Annotated in this window: 13 protein-coding genes; 2 read left to right on the forward strand and 11 right to left on the reverse strand. The window is 39.5% G+C overall.

Annotation, left to right across the window (positions count from 1 at the left end; all coding sequences use genetic code 11):
- Nucleotides 1-42 precede the first annotated feature (42 nt).
- The 6 genes from RMY31_RS17300 to RMY31_RS17325 form a co-directional block, all read right to left on the reverse strand.
- Nucleotides 43-414 (reverse strand): hypothetical protein, encoded by a 372-nt coding sequence (locus tag RMY31_RS17300; RefSeq protein ID WP_322656663.1) that lies wholly within the window; start codon nt 412-414, stop codon nt 43-45.
- Nucleotides 383-1411: an LLM class flavin-dependent oxidoreductase gene (locus RMY31_RS17305; protein ID WP_322656664.1), complete on the reverse strand. Its 1029-nt coding sequence runs from the start codon at nt 1409-1411 to the stop codon at nt 383-385. The genes RMY31_RS17300 and RMY31_RS17305 overlap by 32 nt, the downstream gene beginning before the upstream one ends.
- Nucleotides 1412-1531: 120 nt before the next feature.
- Nucleotides 1532-1894, reverse strand: a complete 363-nt coding sequence (locus tag RMY31_RS17310) for a hypothetical protein (RefSeq protein WP_322656665.1) — start codon at nt 1892-1894, stop codon at nt 1532-1534.
- A gap of 438 nt (nt 1895-2332) precedes the next feature.
- Nucleotides 2333-2644 (reverse strand): hypothetical protein, encoded by a 312-nt coding sequence (locus RMY31_RS17315; protein WP_322656666.1) that lies wholly within the window; start codon nt 2642-2644, stop codon nt 2333-2335.
- 2 nt (nt 2645-2646) lie between these two features.
- A complete protein-coding gene (locus RMY31_RS17320) occupies nt 2647-2928 on the reverse strand; it encodes a hypothetical protein (protein WP_214432232.1) in 282 nt (93 codons plus the stop codon).
- Nucleotides 2929-2968: 40 nt separating this feature from the next.
- Nucleotides 2969-3397 carry a hypothetical protein gene (locus tag RMY31_RS17325; RefSeq protein ID WP_322656667.1) on the reverse strand — a complete coding sequence of 143 codons (429 nt, stop codon included), beginning with the start codon at nt 3395-3397 and terminating at the stop codon, nt 2969-2971.
- A 972-nt stretch (nt 3398-4369) separates the two neighbouring features.
- Between RMY31_RS17325 and cysK the strand changes: the two genes are divergently transcribed.
- On the forward strand, nt 4370-5329 hold the full coding sequence (gene cysK, locus RMY31_RS17330) for a cysteine synthase A (protein ID WP_322656668.1): 960 nt from the start codon (nt 4370-4372) through the stop codon (nt 5327-5329).
- A 168-nt stretch (nt 5330-5497) separates the two neighbouring features.
- Here cysK and RMY31_RS17335 read toward each other — a convergent pair whose 3' ends face one another.
- The 3 genes from RMY31_RS17335 to RMY31_RS17345 form a co-directional block, all read right to left on the reverse strand.
- Complete coding sequence (locus tag RMY31_RS17335) at nt 5498-10861, reverse strand: AAA family ATPase (protein ID WP_322656670.1); 5364 nt, start codon at nt 10859-10861, stop codon at nt 5498-5500.
- Between the two features lie 219 nt (nt 10862-11080).
- Nucleotides 11081-13390: an NAD(P)-binding protein gene (locus RMY31_RS17340; RefSeq protein WP_322656672.1), complete on the reverse strand. Its 2310-nt coding sequence runs from the start codon at nt 13388-13390 to the stop codon at nt 11081-11083.
- 176 nt (nt 13391-13566) lie between these two features.
- Nucleotides 13567-14823, reverse strand: a complete 1257-nt coding sequence (locus RMY31_RS17345) for a hypothetical protein (RefSeq protein ID WP_322656673.1) — start codon at nt 14821-14823, stop codon at nt 13567-13569.
- Nucleotides 14824-15503: 680 nt separating this feature from the next.
- Here RMY31_RS17345 and truB point away from each other — a divergent pair.
- Nucleotides 15504-16382 carry a tRNA pseudouridine(55) synthase TruB gene (truB, locus tag RMY31_RS17350; protein ID WP_409878035.1) on the forward strand — a complete coding sequence of 293 codons (879 nt, stop codon included), beginning with the start codon at nt 15504-15506 and terminating at the stop codon, nt 16380-16382.
- 127 nt (nt 16383-16509) lie between these two features.
- Here truB and RMY31_RS17355 read toward each other — a convergent pair whose 3' ends face one another.
- Nucleotides 16510-16806 (reverse strand): hypothetical protein, encoded by a 297-nt coding sequence (locus tag RMY31_RS17355; protein ID WP_322656759.1) that lies wholly within the window; start codon nt 16804-16806, stop codon nt 16510-16512.
- Between the two features lie 260 nt (nt 16807-17066).
- Nucleotides 17067-19175: a TonB-dependent receptor gene (locus RMY31_RS17360; RefSeq protein WP_322656674.1), complete on the reverse strand. Its 2109-nt coding sequence runs from the start codon at nt 19173-19175 to the stop codon at nt 17067-17069.
- Nucleotides 19176-19235: the final 60 nt, after the last annotated feature.

The raw sequence follows: 19235 nt of genomic DNA on the forward strand, positions 1-19235 counted from the left end.
AGGTTTACGTGAATAGTCGGTAATTAAGCGAACATAATACGGTTAAAGCCAATCTCGATATGCAGAGATTTCATTCACACTGATTTCAAACGGCCCGCCTTTGCCAAATGGAGGATAAACGCGAATTTTGGCATTACTGGTAAACCGCTCTAGTCTATTTCCTAGTTGGGGAATGTTGCTGACTATATGCCAGTAAGAAACTATGTCAGGGCAATCAATTACTAACATTAGGATAGTACCATTCGTGGTGAGATACCACTGACAATTAGATAATAGTACTTGCGTAATGCGATCGCAGGCCTGATAAAAGCATCTGCCAGTAGATTGTTCTAGTTCCAGATGCAGCATTCCATCCTGTTTAGTTACCTCAGCTGGAGGTAAATCATCGGGTGGAAGCAGGGAGAATTTGGACATAACTTCGTACCTCTTGGTTGTAGCGCTGCAAACTCTCTAGGTTTTTTTGTAGATCGAAAGATGAAGGTTTGAGCGCCAATGTACCTAGATTTAATTCATCTTGAAATTTCTTGATTTTGTCGCGACAAGTGACTACATCACCAATGATTGAGTTTTCAATCAAATAGTCTTCATCGAAACAAATGTTTGTCCGGTCGAATGGTTTTTGGTTGGGATTCGTACTATTCTGCATTACTTGCGCTGAGTTGGCTTTCATTTTCTGGCTAAATTGACGGATGAAAGGTAACGCCTCACTCACTGCCTCATCGTCTGTTTTGCCAACATAAAAAAAGCGTGCTAGCATCAATTTCTCCGAACCACTGGAATTTAAGGCTCGATATTTTGCCACTGTATTCTTCAATCTCTCCAGGGAAAACGGTGGCCCTCCCATCAAAGCAAAGGAATGTCGGGCGGAAAACTCTATACCGTCATCCTCACCACTAGCTATGTATACTGGAATTTGTCTTTGCAATGGTTTCGGGTAAACTGTGAGGCGATCGCATTGATAATATTGCCCATTAAATGACACATCAGTTTCATATAAAAGCTTCTGAATCAATGCCATTGCCTCTAGCATCTGGGCACGAGATTCACCCATTGGTGTGGCAAAATGCTTGTTCTGTTGGGGAAAGGGCCCCCCTTTAGCAACCCCAAATAATAATCTTCCATTGCACAGGTTATCCAGGGTGGCAATGTCCTCCGCTACCCTAATGGGGTTATGGAATGGCAGTAATACCGCCGCTGTGCCTAACCGAATAGTTGAGGTAAGACCCGCTAGATGCGCCATCAACACCAACATCGATGGGCTGAGATTGAATTCATTAAAATGATGCTCACTGAGCCAAGCTTCTTCAAAACCTAGGCTTTCGGCTTGTTTTACCAGCGCGACTTGTTCAAAGATAGCGCGACGCGCATCTTGGTGGTGATTGTCGTAATTGCAGAAAAGTCCGGTTTTCATTGAAAGAGTTCTGAATGGTGAGCGCTGAATGCTGAGGCAGGAGTCAAGAGTCAGAAGACAAAGGAAAAGGGGAAGAACTTTGTTTAATTCCTTTCCCCCTCATCTACCTACCTTCTTGTACTAGATTGCTACCCACTGCAACTCCAACCATAAGCGTGGGTCATTGTGCTTGAGCTTTGACATGGGATCGCGTAGCAATCGCTTCGCATTCATGCAAACTACTTGAACTAGCCCCATATTGTCTGCTAGTTCTCTGAGTATTTCTTTCTGGGCTTGCACATAGGGAAGCATTTCCTCAGAGCAATAAATGCCTATATATTGCAAGCGTCTAGCAGGCCGTCCCCAAAAACAGGTGATGACTTTCACATAACACCCGTCCAGCAATTCCCCAAGTTTTGGGTAATAGTGACTGACGACTCTTGTGAATTCTTTAGCTAGGATATCTTCAGCAATCATTTTAACTGATATTTCTGTAGCGTTCATCACTATATGTAATATAGCATATCTTTGTCAGTTAAACATGACAAAAAACTGAAATATTTACAAACAAAATATTAAAATTTGCAAAAAAATGAGGTGTGTTTTTGTTGAACATCACCTCATATAAGCTGAAGGTATTAAAAAATGAAAAAGTCCAAATTTAGAACACAGAAATCAAAAAAATCACAAGCAATATTGGTGTAAGATTAATTTTAATCGAGAGAGACTTAATACTTTTTGTAGGCAAAAAGTATAACTTGTAACCTATAGCTAGTAGCCAGTCATCCAGCATTCATTCTGGCTATTCTACGGTCGCAAAGCGTTATGCCCCTCATGATTCCTGTATTGTTCTTAGTAAATTCAAAATTTCAAGTTTTAATTAATATGCATTTAGGTTGCACATTTCAATCTTACATTTTGAATTTTTAATTTCAATCATGATTATCGGGACTTGCGCTCTGCAACCAAGACTTCAGCTATCATCTCTGGCACTTCTACAAAGTCTATATATCCTTCCAAACTACTTATAGGTGAGAAAAATGTATAGTTTGGGTCGCACATTGCTGTGTCGTAAACTTGAATAAACCACCTATCTGGAAAACCTTCTACACCTAGTTCTACAATGTACCAACTCTCACCTATGAGACGAGAGTTAAAGATTGTGAACCACTCTCTATGATTGTCAGAGATATTCCAGTCTGCCATGAGAAATTCTAACGCTATTTGTCCAGCGTCGGTTGCAGTCAATAGCATTTTTACTCCTTATTTGCAACTTCAGGATTTACATCTTCCGAATTTGGAACTTCAGGATACAATCCCAATTGCTTCGCTAATTCACGAGCAACAAAAAATAAAAACTGGGCACCGTCTTGATTACCTTGATGTGCAAATGCTGTTGCTACTTGTAGCATTGTCTCTACAAAACCAGCATCAATCAATTCTGGTTGAGCTTCTAAAACTTCTGGTTCTTGACCGTTAGGACATTTAAGTAATTGGTCAATTAAATCAAAATACAGGACTTGGCGTTCTTCTGTCATGGTTAATTTGTTGATTTTGAATGAACGAAGTTTTAGTTGCCTATTGCTCGATACTTTGCTGCCACAATCTTTCTAACATTTCAATTTTTTCTTGTAAAACGGCAGCACGATAAACAAGATACCTATCGTAAACAATTATCCCTAACCCAACGAAAATAGGGGTTAATAAGATAAACCATTGGAGGATGGCAGCAAGTTTATATTGTTCAGCAGCCGTCAGCATTTGATGCACACAATTGCGATCGGAATCTGGGATGCTAGCCTGATATGAAGATGAGTTTGTACTGGCTGCTTGGGGAGATAAGGTAGCATTGTCTGCACTACTCTTTTTATATTCACAGTCTAAATTCTGTGTTTTAACCAACTCTGTATGTCTTCCCCAAACCACACTAAATACTACCAGCCCTGGAGAAAGCACCGTTAAAGTAACTAGACAAACTGTGAGAACATGTAGAAGTTTGACTTTCATCTTTGCTCTCCCTTGCTAGGTAGTATGCATCTATAAAAGAGTTGTTAGTTGTTAGTTTTCTTTCTAATTACCACTGACTACTGACCAATTACCAAATTTTCCACAAATGCTATAATTATCAACTTAGAACTAACGCACTCAGACCCTGAAAACTTTTTTCATTCTGTTAGCAATAGAAAGAAGTGAGGAGGGTTAAGAAGTCCCCCCTTGTTCACTGGCCAAAAGCCAAGGAATTTCGGGGGGTAGAGGGGAATCTCTGCGTAAATCCTATAAGTTTTATATCAGCTGCCCCTCTCGATCTGAGTTTAACTTAGCTGGATCATAATTATTAAATTTATTAAAGTTGTACTCAAAGCCTATAACCCTTATCTGAAAATAATTTCAAAAATCATTTGGGGTATGGGTGCTAGTATTTTTGAGCTAGGGTACTAGTATTTATGAAGAGGGGTTCTAGTATTTCTGCACTCAATATCAAAGCTATCTGGGCTGCTAGTAAAGGACTATTTTTACTTGAGATTATTTGCGGTTAAAACTTGTACTCAAGCAAGCATACTATATGGCGAAGAGTATACACTCAGAATCTAGAAAAAACCATTAAGAATTTTCTAGTAAATCAAGTATTCTATACTTACTAAAAAATTTTCAAAATAAGGTTAAAAATTTTCACATGTAGGAGTTTAATTTCTAACCTTCTTAATGAGTAGCCAATAGCTTCAAAAACTGAGTTTCACAAAAAAGGTAAATTAAGCAATTCAAAATTCTTAACCATCGTTATGGTAAATCAAACACAGTCGGCGACGAAAATTAATGAGAAAATTTGACAAAATTGCTTCTTGTGTCTAGTAATTTTGTGCTTTAGTGAGAGTATACAGTCTACGCAGTTACTCACACTCAACAGCAAATTGAATACTTACAAGTTGATTGTTATAGATAAATAAACTGCTCTAGATTTAGGATTTTAGGAGTTACTTAATGCGGATTGCTCAAGATGTAACAGAACTTATTGGACGAACTCCTTTAGTTCAGCTAAATAAAATTCCCCAAGCTGAGGGAGTCGGAGCGAGGATAGTTGTCAAGCTAGAAGGTATGAACCCAGCCGCTTCAGTGAAAGACCGCATCGGAATCAGTATGGTACTCTCAGCAGAAGCAGAGGGTTTAATTGAGCCTGGAAAAACAATTTTAGTCGAGCCAACTTCAGGTAATACGGGTATTGCTCTAGCGATGGTAGCAGCAGCGCGTGGCTACCGTTTGATTTTGACAATGCCGGAGACAATGAGCCAGGAAAGACGAGCTATGCTCAGAGCCTATGGTGCTACTTTAGAATTGACACCAGGCGCTGAAGGAATGCGGGGGGCAATTCGTAAAGCTGAGGAAATTTTGGCGAATACACCCAATGCATATATGCTGCAACAGTTCCTTAACCCAGCTAATCCCAAAATTCATCGGGAAACTACTGCCGAGGAAATTTGGGCAGACACGGATGGAGAAGTAGATATTGTAATTGCTGGGGTAGGTACTGGTGGTACAATTACTGGTATTGCAGAAGTCTTAAAACAACGTAAGCGTAGTTTGCAGGCGATCGCAGTTGAACCCAGCAACAGTCCAGTACTCTCCGGCGGTGAAGCCGGGCCTCATAAGATTCAAGGTATTGGGGCTGGGTTTGTCCCCGATGTTCTGCGCCTAGAATTGGTTGATGAAGTAATTAGAGTCAGCGACGAACAGGCGATGTCCTATGGACGGCGTTTGGCAAAAGAAGAAGGATTATTGTCTGGAATATCTTCTGGTGCGGCTTTGTGTGCTGCCATTCAAGTAGGTAAACGTCCAGAAAATGCCGGACGTTTAATAGTAATGATTCAGCCTTCCTTTGGCGAACGCTACCTCAGCACACCCATGTTTCAAGACTTGACCTTAGAAACTGCTAGTGTCCGTTGATAGTGGGGAGATGAGGGGGATGAGGGAGACGCGGTGAGGCAGGGACGCGGAGACACGGGGACACGGGGACAGAGAGAATAATTCCTAACTCCTACCTCCTAACTCTTGTACAGACGCGTAGACGCTCGTAAGAGCGGCTTCTCGTAAGAGTATAATCGCGTCTCCACTCTAACCCCTACCTCTTGCCTTCTGCCTAATGGGAATCTCAATCACAAACTCAGCACCCTTTCCAGGTTCAGAAATACACTCTATCTTGCCACCGTGTTTATTGACAATTATCTGATAGCTAATTGATAATCCTAAACCTGTGCCTTGTCCCACAGGTTTTGTAGTAAAGAAAGGGTCAAATATCTTTTGTTTAACGCTTGTAGTCATTCCCGAACCATTATCTTGAATAGAGATGGCTATCCAATCGGGATTAATTACTTTAGTACAAATACTAATCTTACTAGGATTATCTTTGATGTTTGCTGCCGTTCTTTCTTCGTTGTACTTATCTAAAGCATCAATCGCATTATTCAGGATGTTCATAAATACTTGATTTAATTGTCCAGCGTAACATTCTACATTGGGCAACTCTCCATACTCTTTGATAATTTTAATAGCGAGATGTTCTGGCTTTGACTTCAGACGATTCTGCAAAATTAACAGAGTGCTATCTATTCCTTCATGAATATTCACAGGTTTCATATCAGCTTCGTCGAGCCGAGAGAAATTACGTAAAGTCAAAACAATTTCCCGAATACGCTGCGTACCAATTTTCATAGAAGATAAAACTTTAGGTATATCTTCTATAACAAAATCGAGATTCATGTCTGCTATGAAGTCCTCGATTTCTAGTACAGGATTAGGATAAGTATCCTGGTAAAGGTTAATTAAATTAAGTAGGTCATGAGTATAATCATCAAGGTGACCTAGGTTGCCGTGAATGAAACTCACAGGATTATTGATTTCGTGAGCAACTCCAGCAACCATCTGGCCTAGACTGGACATTTTTTCTGTTTGAATGAGTTGTGTTTGTGTAAGTTTGAGTTCGTGCAGCGTTTGTTCTAATCGCAGATTTTTTTCATTTAATTCTTTAGTTCTTTCTAAGATTTTTTCTTCTAAATTCGTATATAGTCGAGCATTCTCTAAGGAAATAGCTGCTTGTGAAGATAAGAGTTTTAGTATTTGTAATCTATCAGAAGTAAACACTCCCACTGTTAAATTATTCTCTAAGTATAGTAGACCAATTAACTTGCCCTGACGAATAATAGGCGTACACAATATGGACTTAATTTTATTGTTGACAATATAAGGGTCGGTTGCAAACATGTCCTCAGAAATTGCATCTGCTAGAACCACATCTTTTTTAGTTCTTTCTACATAATTGATTACAGATATCGGCAACTGCTTACTAGTTTCAATTGGTATTGATTGACCTACTATCAACTCATCTCTATCAACAACTGCTTGAGCTTCGATGAGCAATTTGCCTAATTTTTTCAAAATCAGAAAACCAGTTTCAGCACCAGCATTCTCAATCACAATTTTCATTAATTTTTCGAGCAAATTGCTCAGTAAAATTTCTTCAGATAGGGCTTGTGATGCTTTAATGCCTGTGATTAAATCTAGTCCGCTAGCTTTAGTGCTAGCAGTGGAAGAAGTTATGTTAGGATTTGTAACTTGCTCTTGTGTTGATGCCTTGGCAATTAACTCTGGATATGTAGATTCCAAATCTTTTACTTTAGCGATCGCACCCCAGCGAACATAACCATAGTGCGCCTTTGTCATGTATAATAAAGCGAACTCGTTACGTCCCAAAGTCAAATAAAATTCTGCTGCTCGTTCGTAAGCTAGCGCCTCTTCTTGAATATATCCAGCACTACCTGCACCCCGAATAGCTCGATCGTAATAATCCATTGCCACTAAGTATTGTCCTAGCGATCGCGCTTTTTCTGCCTCTACAAGGTCATACTTATGCTGATTATTGACTGGAGCATGAAAAACCCATTCTTGCAATTGCTGCTGATTTACTTCTACTAGTTCTAAAGCTTCTCTTAATTCACGCTCTCGATCTAATTGTGGTTCAGAAGTGCGAGATAGATAAAGAGCAAGAAGCCCCAGCGAATAATAAAAATTATATTGGGCTATATGTGCAGATCCAGTCACTGCTGGTTCATATGGTTTAGCTAACCTAGCATTCTCAACAGCTTGAACATAATTTCTCAAGAAATAATAAAGAATGGTTTTAGCCCAATATACATAAAAAATAACTGTAATGTTGCCTGTTAACTTTGGCATCATTACTAATTCATCAAAACTTTCACCTTGGAGGTAAAATTTATTATTTACTCCTTCAATAAGCTGCAATATTAATTCTCTCCATATTTGCAGAGAAAAAGTAAAATAATCTTGTTTTATTTGATTTGCTAAGCTTAGATATTGAGCCTGTTTTTGCTCAATATTTGCCAGATTTTCTCCAGCAAAAAAAAGATGCGTACAAACTACCGTACCATTATAACCAACATACTCAATATCCCCTGTTTCTAGACCACTTTGAACTCCTTCTTGCAGCGGATCTATAGTTTCTTGAATATGTTCTTTCCAATGTCTAACAAAAATGTTGAATAGTCCATATACCTTAGCCTTTAACTCTCTAGCATCGAATTTTTCTAAAAGTTTTAAAGATAATTTACCAAATCGATATCCCGATTCAATATCCTGAAGAGGCCCGCATAAAATTAACCCATAAAAACTATAAGCATAAGCTGCAAAAGATGAATTACCATGTTGGACACAAAGATTGACCATAGTAAAAGCAATCAATGGTAAAATAGCAGGCTCTGTTATGTAAGCAGGAGGCATTGCTGTCATCAGTATTCTCATAGCAGCAAGTTTATTAGCATCAGTCATTTCTGGCAGATTCGCTAACTCTTCAATCCTTAACTCTGCTGGTGGGGTTTGAGATAAAGATACTCCCAGCATTTCCAGAACCTGCAAATCCATATCTAATGCTTCTCGCATTTTATTTTGAGAAACATAAAACTGAATCTTCTTTTCATATACTTTGACTGTGTCGAGAATAGTTCTACTATTTTGTATAACACTCTCAAAAAGTGCTTCTGCTTGTTCAAAATTCGTGTTTAAATATTCTGCTTCTACCGTTTCTACATGGAGAGCAAGAGTCAACTGATAATCTTCTTCCCAGCTACCATCCGCCAGCATTTCTAAACCTAGCTTAAAAAACTTGACAGCAGATTCATAAGCAGCCGAATCCTTAGCTTTGCATCCAGCCATTAGATTTAATTGAGCTAGGTTATATTTTTCTTTCTGAGAAACAATTAACTCAGCACCAATATTAAGTTGATTGACAATATCAAATATATTTTCGTCTAGAGAATCTTGTTCGATACTTTTTAAAAGCAATCGACCAATTGTTAGGTGAACTTCTTTTTTTTGCTCTTCAGGAATCAACGCGTAGGCAGCTTGTTGGACGCGATCGTGTAAAAATTTGTAATCAACGATCAAATCATCAACTTGTTCTAAAAGCTGTGGCAGTTTGTAAGTATTATCTAGAGGTAGAATTAAACCAGCTACTAGTGCTTGCCATAGTTCATCTGCTGTATCTTTTCGAGATTTTTCGTTAATAACAGAAAGTATCTCTAAATTAAACCGATTACCAATACAGGCAGCTAACTTTAAAATATTCTGAGTACTCTCCTGTAATTTTTGGATCTTCCCAATCATTAGTTCGACAACATTATCGGTAATTCCTACCTCCTGAATTTGCTCAATTTCCCACTGCCAACGACCAATATTAAAGTCAAAGCTAAGTAGACTTTCCTGATAAATATACTTGAGTAGCTGAGTTAAGAAGAAAGGATTACCACCAGTTTTATTGAATATTAATTCTGCTAGGGGTTTAGCTGTTTCTAGATCGCATTTAAGAGTATCAGTAATTAATTGATATACATCAGTAATTTTTAAAGCTTGGCAAATGATTTTTGTGACAATGAAATTAGTCTGTTCAATCTCGTGCAAAATCAGCATTAATGGATGAGTAGTATCTACCTCATTGTCTCGATAGGCTCCAATCATGAATAGATATTGGCTATCGGGATCTGTAGTTAATAGCTGAATCAATTTGAGAGAAGCCAAATCTGCCCATTGTAAATCATCTAAGAAAAGAACTAAGGGATGTTCTTGTTGGGCAAATACACCTATGAATTTTTGAAAAACTAAATTGAAGCGATTTTGAGATTCTGTTGTTCCTAATTGTGGTACTTCTGGTTGTTCACCAATAATCAGTTCTACTTCCGGAATTACATCAATAATAATTTGAGCATTAGGAACCAAAGCTAGTAATATCTTTTCTCTCCAAGCAGCTAGCTGTACCTCACTTTCTGTCAGCAATTGCTGTATCAATTCTTGAAAAGCTTGAATTAGAGAAGCATAAGGAATATTACGTTTGAACTGCTCAAATTTACCTGTAATAAAATAGCCTCTCTTCTCGATAACAGGCTTATGAATTTCACTCACTAAGGCAGACTTACCAATTCCCGAATAACCAGCAACTAGTATTAACTCTTTTTTACCTTGATTGACTTGTTCAAAAGCAGTCATTAATGTCTCTATTTCTACTTCTCGTCCATAGAGTTTCTCTGGAATTTGCAGTTGACTTGATTCATCGTATTGACCAATTTGAAAGTTAGATATTTGAGCAGTTTTCTCTAGCTGATTAAGACAATTTTCTAAATCGGCTTTGAGTCCAAAAGCACTTTGATATCTTTCTTCAGCAGTCTTGCTGAGTAACCTGATGATGATTGTAGAAATCATTTGGGGAATTTCTGGCATTAATCGCTCTACTGCTACTGGCTGTCTGGCAATATGACAATGCACTAATTCCATTGGGTCTGTAACATTAAAAGGTAGCCTACCTGTGAGCATTTCATAAAAGGTGATACCCAAAGAATAGAAATCCGTACGATAATCAATTGACCGATTCATCCTGCCTGTTTGCTCTGGGGATATGTAAGCTAAAGTTCCCTCAAGTAGATCGGGATTACTAAGTTTGGGTTTTTCTTTAGAAAGCAGAGATGAAATAGAAAAATCAATAATTTTAACTTGATGTGTTACCCAGTTAACAAGAATATTTTGTGGTTTAATATCTTTATGAATAATTTGATGTTGATGTAGTTCGCTCAAGGCTTGGGTAATCTGAATACTTATTTTGAGAAAATCATTTAATTCAATCTTCTGATTTTTGATAATATTGCAGAGAGGTATACCGTTAAAGTTTTCTAAAATTAAAGCAAAACTATTGTTATATTTTTCTATGGAGTAAGCTTTAATAACTCCTGAAATATCTAAGTTTTTGATTAATTCATATTCATGTTTTAACGCTGCAATATCTTTTAGTTCGGGATATTCTATTGTTAATAATTTAATGACTACTAACTGACCGTCATGATTTCTACTTGCCCGATAAACAGCAGTCTTTGTATCATCATAAATTAACTCTAGTATTTGGTAGTTAGATAAGTCAAGCATGGCTTATAGGAATATTCCGAACAGTTTTTGCAGTTTTTGAAAGGCTTACCCTGTAAGCCTTAGCATTATAAATATATTTTCTAAGTCAGTCTTAAGACTAACTTAGAAAATGTATTGATTTTATAGCTATTGTTTACAGCTAGTCTAGATTTTGGCAACCCGATTACTGCTTAATTCTGTTCGGAATGTCAAAATTACACCCTTATGATTTAAGTACAATTAAAGCCAACAATCCCATTCACCAATAATTTCCTTTGTATATTTAATGTCAAACCTTTGCTGTAAAATTGCTCGCGTGGCTTGCATCGCTGACATCACCGTTGCTTCGACACATCCAGAATTGTAACCATTATTAATCCAGTCACCTATTAGATAAAGATTATAAAACCCAGATTCATCTGTTTTGAGACGATACTTAGTACTTCCAGGCACAGAAAGCACATAGCGTTCTGAAGGATCGATGTTAACTCGCCAGTATTGAGCATCAAACCTTTCGACCCCTTGACGGTTTTTGAAATCTACAAGTAAATCCCAGTTCAAGCCTTGAGGATTGTTTGGGAGAGTAGCATCAGGCCAAATATGTCCTATGTGATTTTTGAGGAAAGTAATTGCTTGTTCCTCTATTTTTTTCTGTTGTTGTGTTGGAAAATTATACTCACTGCTAGGAGGAATCCCTGGATCTGCAATTACTCCAGTGAAATAGGCAACATTATAGGGATGTTGCTCAGAAGGCCAGTTTTCTCGTTGAAGTAACTCGCTCATGTCTGCATAGACATCAAGAGGTTCAACATAAGCACCTAGCACCGGAGCGGACAGTTTCCATCCTAATTGTGGCAAAGTTGGTTTGAGCCATATCTGTCCGCCTTGAGTGGTAACTGTCTTGACTTTAGTCACCATGTTCTGCCATTTTTGGTGAACCGGATTTTTCTTAGCATGAATCAGTTCATCACAGATAGAAGGTAAAGCAGCTACAGGAATGCCGAGAACTACAATATCAAAATCGCCATTTTTGGCACTGAGAGTAATTTCTTCGACATTCTGCCAAGGTGTCCAATGTGACTCTAAATCAATTTCCTTATCTTGGAGCTTTTGAGCTTCTTCGTCCACAATCTGCTCGTAGAGAGGCTGATTGGGCCAACAAAGCAGGTTTTTGACATCGATCAGCGGTTCGTATTCCTGCTGGGGATTTTTTAAAGTAACTTGGCGACCTACTGTGATGCTGGCTATGGACTTCTGCTCTTCGTCTAGATGCAACTGCTTGACGACATGGAAAAATTCAAATTTCACACCTCGACGCTTCAAGACTTCATAGAGGGGAGTGATAACGGTTTCGCCCATTCCTGCTTGCATTTTCCACATAATCGCACCGTTGTAGTGGAAAAGAATGGTCGTGAGAATACGGATGGCGGTTCCGGCTGCTAGTTGCGGTTTATTAGTGTTGCCTTCTGGAAATCCATAAACGAGATCGTACAAAACTCGAATAAACGCTGAATTAACGCTTGATTCTCTCGCACCATGTTTCCGTAGCCAGTCTTTATATTCATGCTCATCTAAAATATCCAAGGAGTTATAATCAACTACCCCATCTACAAATAGACCCCGAATGTTTGCTAGTGCCAGGTCAATCAGTGTCAAGCGCCAAAGAGTGTAATTGTTTTTCTCAATTTTCGTTTCTCGTTGATAGTTCAAGCGTTCTGTAAATCTATCTATCAGCTTGAGAATGATTTGATGGTGTTCGCGCCTGTGAGTTTTAGTATTCTGAGGAAGTAATTGAATTAGGTTACAGGCAAAATTCAAGAAGACTCCTTCATCAGTCAGATCGAGACCTTCTAGGGCTTTGGCAATCTGCTGGTTGGTGTTTCCTATCCATGTTGCCCAACGGCTAGGCTCTTTAAGTAACAACTGAAACAATTGTTCGGGAAACTGCACGATGCATCCATCTAAGAGAAATTCGAGCATCTCTTTGCCGAGTGCTATCTGTTGAGAGGCTGTTTCTTGCCAACTTGAAGTTTTACTGTACTGGTCGTAACAGACTTGTGTATATATCTGAAGAACAAATTTAATAGTTGTATAGATGTGATCCCACAGAGAAGAAATTCCACCGCCTTGCCACGGAACTAGGGGATTTGTCGGAAAGTCGAAGGCTAAATTGACCCACTGCTGATTGATATATTCTTCTAGGACAATCAGACTGTGGGGTTTAAATGCATCTTCTATAGTGCTGAAAGGGCCGTTGCCTCCCGATTCGTCATAGCATTGCTTGAGCAGACGAAAGGCATTTTCGTAAAATCCAAAAAAAATGTGCAGCCCATGTTCTTCAATGCGGTAATCAGGCTCGCGATCGCGATCGTAAGGCTTAACGTTACGTCCAGTTGCACACTTGCCTCCCAACCGCCAACCTGTTTGATAAATAGTAATCTCGTAGAGATTTTCCCACCCTGGCTGGCTGGTTAATTCATAGGCTGTGGTTAAGGATGCTATTCCTCCACCCAAAATCGCGATCTTTTGTGGCTTAAATGGTTCAGACACGGTGATTTGTCCTTTGTCAGTGGGTCATTAGAGACGCGATTAATCGCGTCTGTACAATGGTCAATTGTCAGGAGGCAGAGGGCAGAAGTTAGTAGTTATATCTCCCCCAGCCTCACCTGCTCTCCCTTGTCTCTCTTGTCTCCCCGTCCTCCTTGTCTCCCCTGCTCCCTCATCTCTCATTTCTGTGGTGCTTGCCAAACAGTAGTGCCATTGTTGAGAACGAAGTCGAAATGAAGCAAGAAAGCCAACTTCACAGGAATGCGTGTTGATTCGCTTCCTGGTAAATATCCTTTATGCAAGCCCATATCTTGAACAAGGGGTTGGCTAGCGTAATTATTGATTGTTAACTCATAGCGATCGCCGAAATCATTGAAGCCTAAGAGCTTTCCGCTATAAAAGGTTTGTAGCTGCATTGTAGATTCGAGCAGCGCTTGGTAACATGCTCGTCTGCTATCTTCCACATCGCGCAGTTGCTTCAGGCTAACAAAAGGCAAGTCTTTGTGAATCAGGTAATCCAGTAAATTTAAGGGCAATTCCAAACCAGGAATCACAATTTCACCAGGGTTGTCAAAAAGTAAGCCAGCGATCGCTTCAATCGCTTCATTAAAACTGTCCCAAGTTTTAATGGCTGGATGTTGCTCTCCTTGTTCGATGCGACGGACTTCTAGTAGGCGATCGTCTTTAGCTTTGACTTCAGGATTAAATTCTTTAAATACCAACGTGTCTGCGGTAAATAAATCTGGTTCTTGATTTATTTTGGGAATCCGAAGCGTGCCAAGTTCTTTCATGAAACCGAACACTTCGCGTCCTGAAACTAACACAGGAGAATTATTAACATACAGGTAGGGCAAGAACCAGGCGAGACGTTCTGCTACAAAGAAGGGGCCGACTTTTTTCCCGACCACTGTCAACATCCAAAAAACTGCTTCCTCCTCATCAACTTTCCCTTTGTCGCGATCGGGTGGTTCAATGGAACTTAGCGAATCTATAGTGTTGAAAGTCAAGACGACATAGTTTGTAGCTGGGCGATATTCAATTTCCCCCTTGGTAGGATTGTTGAGATATTTATCACATATCTCTTGCAGCTTAGCCATTGAACCTTCAACGATAAAGCCATACATTTTTGTCCCTTTGATTAAATAGGGTTGATTAAAAGCTTGTCCATCTGCCCGTTCAACATATTGAGGGTACGATGATTGGGGAGTACCGCCTCCACAAAAGTAGGTATTTACAAAGCTAGCGATGTCTTGCTCCATGTTTTTACCTGTCACCGCCAAATCTTGCAGCAGTCGATCTGGTTTTTGCTGAATTTGAGTGAGGTAGTCTGTTAAATTTTTTTGCGGATTTTGCAATACAGCGGTAAATGCGCTAGCAGCACCTAGAGCTGTATGAAAACTAGTCTGTATTGCTTGAAAGGGGCTATTAATGTTCATATGCTTTTGGGTAATTTGTCAGCTGCTTCTATATTTCTCAGGATATAGGCAGTCGATTATGCGAGTTTATACTTAGATTTCTGACAATGCTACATATCAAAACCTGTAAGCTTTGATGCGATTATACTCGTTATAATCTGTAGTATAGAGTCTATGATTTTTTAGTACCTCACCTGAATAGCGTAAACTCAGTCAGAACAAGGTTGATAAAGAATCTACTCATATAGCTTGTGAGAATTCTGAGTCAAACTTTGGCGTTCAACAATCCAAATGAATGTTTTGGTTGCTCCTACAGTCAGGTTAACGAGAATATTTGATACATTGCAGTTGTTGTACTATTCTGCCAAAGGAGTTTCGATTTGTCTTCACCAACAATCATTTGTAGTTTTCCAACAGCCTATGTAGCGGTTGGCAAAGTGGAAAATCAGTAGATCCCAAAGTTTTCCTGAAATCAGCTATTGATTGATGATGGATGACTGTGAACTGTCAGCAACTTGAAGCAGGATAATTTATTTGTTGGAGTTCCCTAATTTAGAATGGCTGAAAGGGAGATAATAAGAGTAAGCATATTACTAAAAATCAAAATATGCTGAAGATTCATACTTAAAGCTGAAAATACCTTTTTTGAGCGTCAAACAAGTATTTCAGAAAAATTAAAGTCTGTAAGGATAAGTTTTATTTTGTTTCAAGGTTTTTTAAACTTAAACAAACCATTTGGCTGGACTTCTCACGACTGTGTAGCACGAGTGCGAAAACTGTTACACCTCAAACGTGTAGGACATGCGGGAACCTTAGATCCTGCTGCTACTGGAGTGTTACCGATCGCACTTGGTAAAGCCACAAGGTTATTACAATATCTACCAGGGGAAAAAGCTTACAAAGCTACTGTTCGGTTGGGTGTGCGTACTACAACAGATGACTTACAAGGTGAAATTATCACTTCTCAACCTTGTACTGGATTGAATTTGGCAGAGGTGAAAACTGCACTTTCACAATTTGAAGGCAAGATTGAGCAAATTCCACCAATTTACAGTGCAATTCAAGTCGAGGGAAAACGCCTGTATGACTTAGCACGCCAAGGCCAAACAGTGGAAGTTCCAGTACGGACTGTAGAAGTTTTTCACATAGAAATTTTGGACTGGAGAGAAGGGGATTTTCCGGAATTGGATGTTGCGATCGCCTGTGGTGGTGGTACATATATTAGAGCGATCGCTCGTGATTTAGGTGCGGTATTACAAACTGGCGGTACTCTGGCTGCGTTAACACGTACACAAAGCAGCGGCTTCTACTTAGCAAATAGTCTCACCTTGAACGAATTAGAAACACAACTGCAAGTTGAGACATTTCAACCCACCACCCCAGATGTAGCTTTGCAACATTTACCATCTATTCAATTACCAACAACATCTGCTCAAAAATGGTGTCAAGGTCAGCGAATTCCTCTCAATTTTGATGTTTATGGTATAGTGCGAGTTTATGAAGATACTCACTTTTTGGGTATTGGAAAATTACAAGACGAAATATTAATTCCCCAAATGGTATTTGAACCAATTTCCTAATTTTATTCGTACCCAAAAATCAGATCCCCAACTTTTCAAAAAACTCAGGGAACTGTGGGTTTAATCGGTACAGTTTTGCATCAATTAGCAAGGGGTATTGATTGCATTTCAATTCGCTATCAGCCTGTTATTCCCAAGTAGACACATCTCGCAGCACATTGGGAATTTCCCCTTGAGATTGGGGAAACTCCAGCATGGTTTCTCGATAACCCAAATATCCAGACTCAGCAAACGCCAACAACATCCGCGAAAGCGCTAGCCAAACCTCTGGTTCATATTCCCAATCACGATAACGCGAAGCTCGACCAGCAATTGAGCGCAGCGCCCAAAAATAAGAATTCCTGACCACAGAACCACCTTTCTTAAACTCTGGCAAGTCCTCGTGGTGCAAAAAAAGCACTTGATTTTCAATTTTGGCTCTCATATCAGCCATTGTAATTGATTGTCGTATTAGTCATCGAGCGTCACGAGCTTCAACCGTAAGGGTTCCCACGGCAGTTCCTTCAAGTCGGCAAAGCCGACGGCAGTCGCTTTATGCCGGGGAACCCGTCCACCGCGCTGCCTCCCCAACGGACTGCCTCCCTGTTGTAGCGACTGTCGTCCAGTTGAGCAAACTTCGGAGGACACAGAGAAATTATTTAAGAATTCTCTCCTCTGTCCCTCTCTCTGCCTCCTGACTTCTACCTACAAACTTGAAGTTAAACCCAGACGGAAAGTAAACCCAGGACTATAGATACGATTAACTCGCTCGTACTGTTCATCTAGTAAATTTTCTAAGTAAACTGTCAGTCCTAAAGTGCTAGTGATAGGTATGCGACCGCTGAAATCTAAATTAAAGAAAGACGGTGCAAAATCTGTAGGCTTATCACCAGTTCTGTTAAAAATCGATCTGCGAGCGCCACTGTTATAAGTAACATACAAATTAGCCTGCCAACCTGAATTTTGATAGCCTACACCTGCTTGGAGTAAAGAGTAGGGAATTAAACCCAACTGCAAACCTTTCTCTGAACCTGTTTGGATTTGGGCATCTGTATATGTGTAGTTGAGAAAAGTTGACCAGCCAGAAGCAACTTTTAGTTGTAATGCCGCCTCTAAACCATTAGTATCTACTAATCCAATGTTTGCCCACTTTCCTGCTATGACTCCCAGACGATTGTCTATACTGCTGCCAAAATATGTAAACTGCCCAGTCAAATTATCTGAAAACTTGACATCCACTCCCGCAGTCCAAGAGGAGCCAGTTTCTGGGTCTAAATCGGGGTTTGGTTCCCAACCATGAACCGTATCATAAACGTATAACTGATCCAACCCAGGATTGCGCTGTCCTCCTGCCCAACTTCCCCGCACAGCAACTTTTGGAGTCACGGCATAACGTAAACCAACACTAGGGTTGAGATAATTACCAAACTGCCCATCAAAGCTCTGTCTTAACCCTAAATCTAACTGAAAATTGTTACTAATATTCCATGTATTAACGGCAAATAATGCTGTATTAAAAACACTTCTGTTTTCAGTTTCGTTATTAGCGATTCTACTTGGATTAGTACTTAAAACGTCACCATTTAAGTCAGTGTTTTTTAAATCTATTCCCCAGCGCAATTTATTATTCTGGCTCAATTGCCAGTCATGGTCTATCCTAGCTGTAAATTGTTGTGTATCTAAAACACCTGTACGGGAAAACCCGCCTGAAGGGCCATAGGTACTAAAGTAATCTTGGTTATAACCAATTGAGGTTGTCAGATTCGAGTTTTCGCCATTACCCAATCGAGTTTTCCAAGACAAGCCAACGTTGAGGCCATCGTGGTCTAGTCTGTCTTGCTGGAGAGGGAAACCGAAATAAATTAAGCCTCTACGACTGCTAAGTTTACTAATATCTAAATTCAAAGAGTTTTTATCATCTAAATCTAAGCCAATGCTACCAAAGTAAGTACTTGTTGCTGTATCTGCATTCGATAAAAATCCTTGGGAATCACGATTGGCTGCACCTACTGGAACACGGTAACGGTTATCTGTAAAGTACCTTTCAAAGCTGAAATTGTATTTGACAGAACCAGATGAACCACCATAGCTAACTTGTTGATTATTTAAGCTCAATGAGCCGAATTCCAAGCTCCCAGTTAATTTAGGTTGCCCATAACCTTCTTTAGTGATGATATTGACTACCCCCCCAAAAGCTGAGGAACCATATAAAGCAGAGGAGACACCACTATATAATTCCACTCGTTCAATGGACTCTACGGGAATACTATTTAAGTCGGTTCCACCATGATAAGTGTTGATATTGGTGTTAATTTGTCTACCATTAATCAGAAATACAGACTGATTAATTGAGGCTCCTCGATAGTATGTACCTGTGTGAATATCTGCACCATGACCTACGTCATTGATAGCAAAACCAGGCATTTTTTTTAAAACATCAGCTATGCTGCTAGCACCCTGTTTTTGAATTTCTTCTTTTTCAATTACATAAATCGGAGTAGAATCTGGTACGGGATCTTTGTCTCCGATCGCTTCTATATTAATATCAGCATCATCAGTGGAAGTTGGCTCTGTTTCCGGCTGTGCATCTGGTTGAGTTCCTGCTGGGTCAACTTCAATCGGTACAGATTCTTGAGTTAATAATTCAGCACTAGTGATAGGTTGCAGGCTTTCACTCAAAGTAGGAATATCTGAACTTGCTTTGGGTAATTTGTCAGGATTTTTCTGCTCAATCTCAGTATCGGCAGCAAAGGCAGGCAACAATATTAGTAAACTTGGTAAAGCAACTGACAGCAACAAAAAATACCTTTTCACGGATTCTCTCACACTTAGTAAAAACAGTCACTAAGCGATATTGTTGCTGTAACAACAAAA

It is taken from the genome of Dendronalium sp. ChiSLP03b, from assembly GCF_034531165.2.
GTDB classification, from domain to species: Bacteria; Cyanobacteriota; Cyanobacteriia; order Cyanobacteriales; family Nostocaceae; genus Dendronalium; species Dendronalium minutum.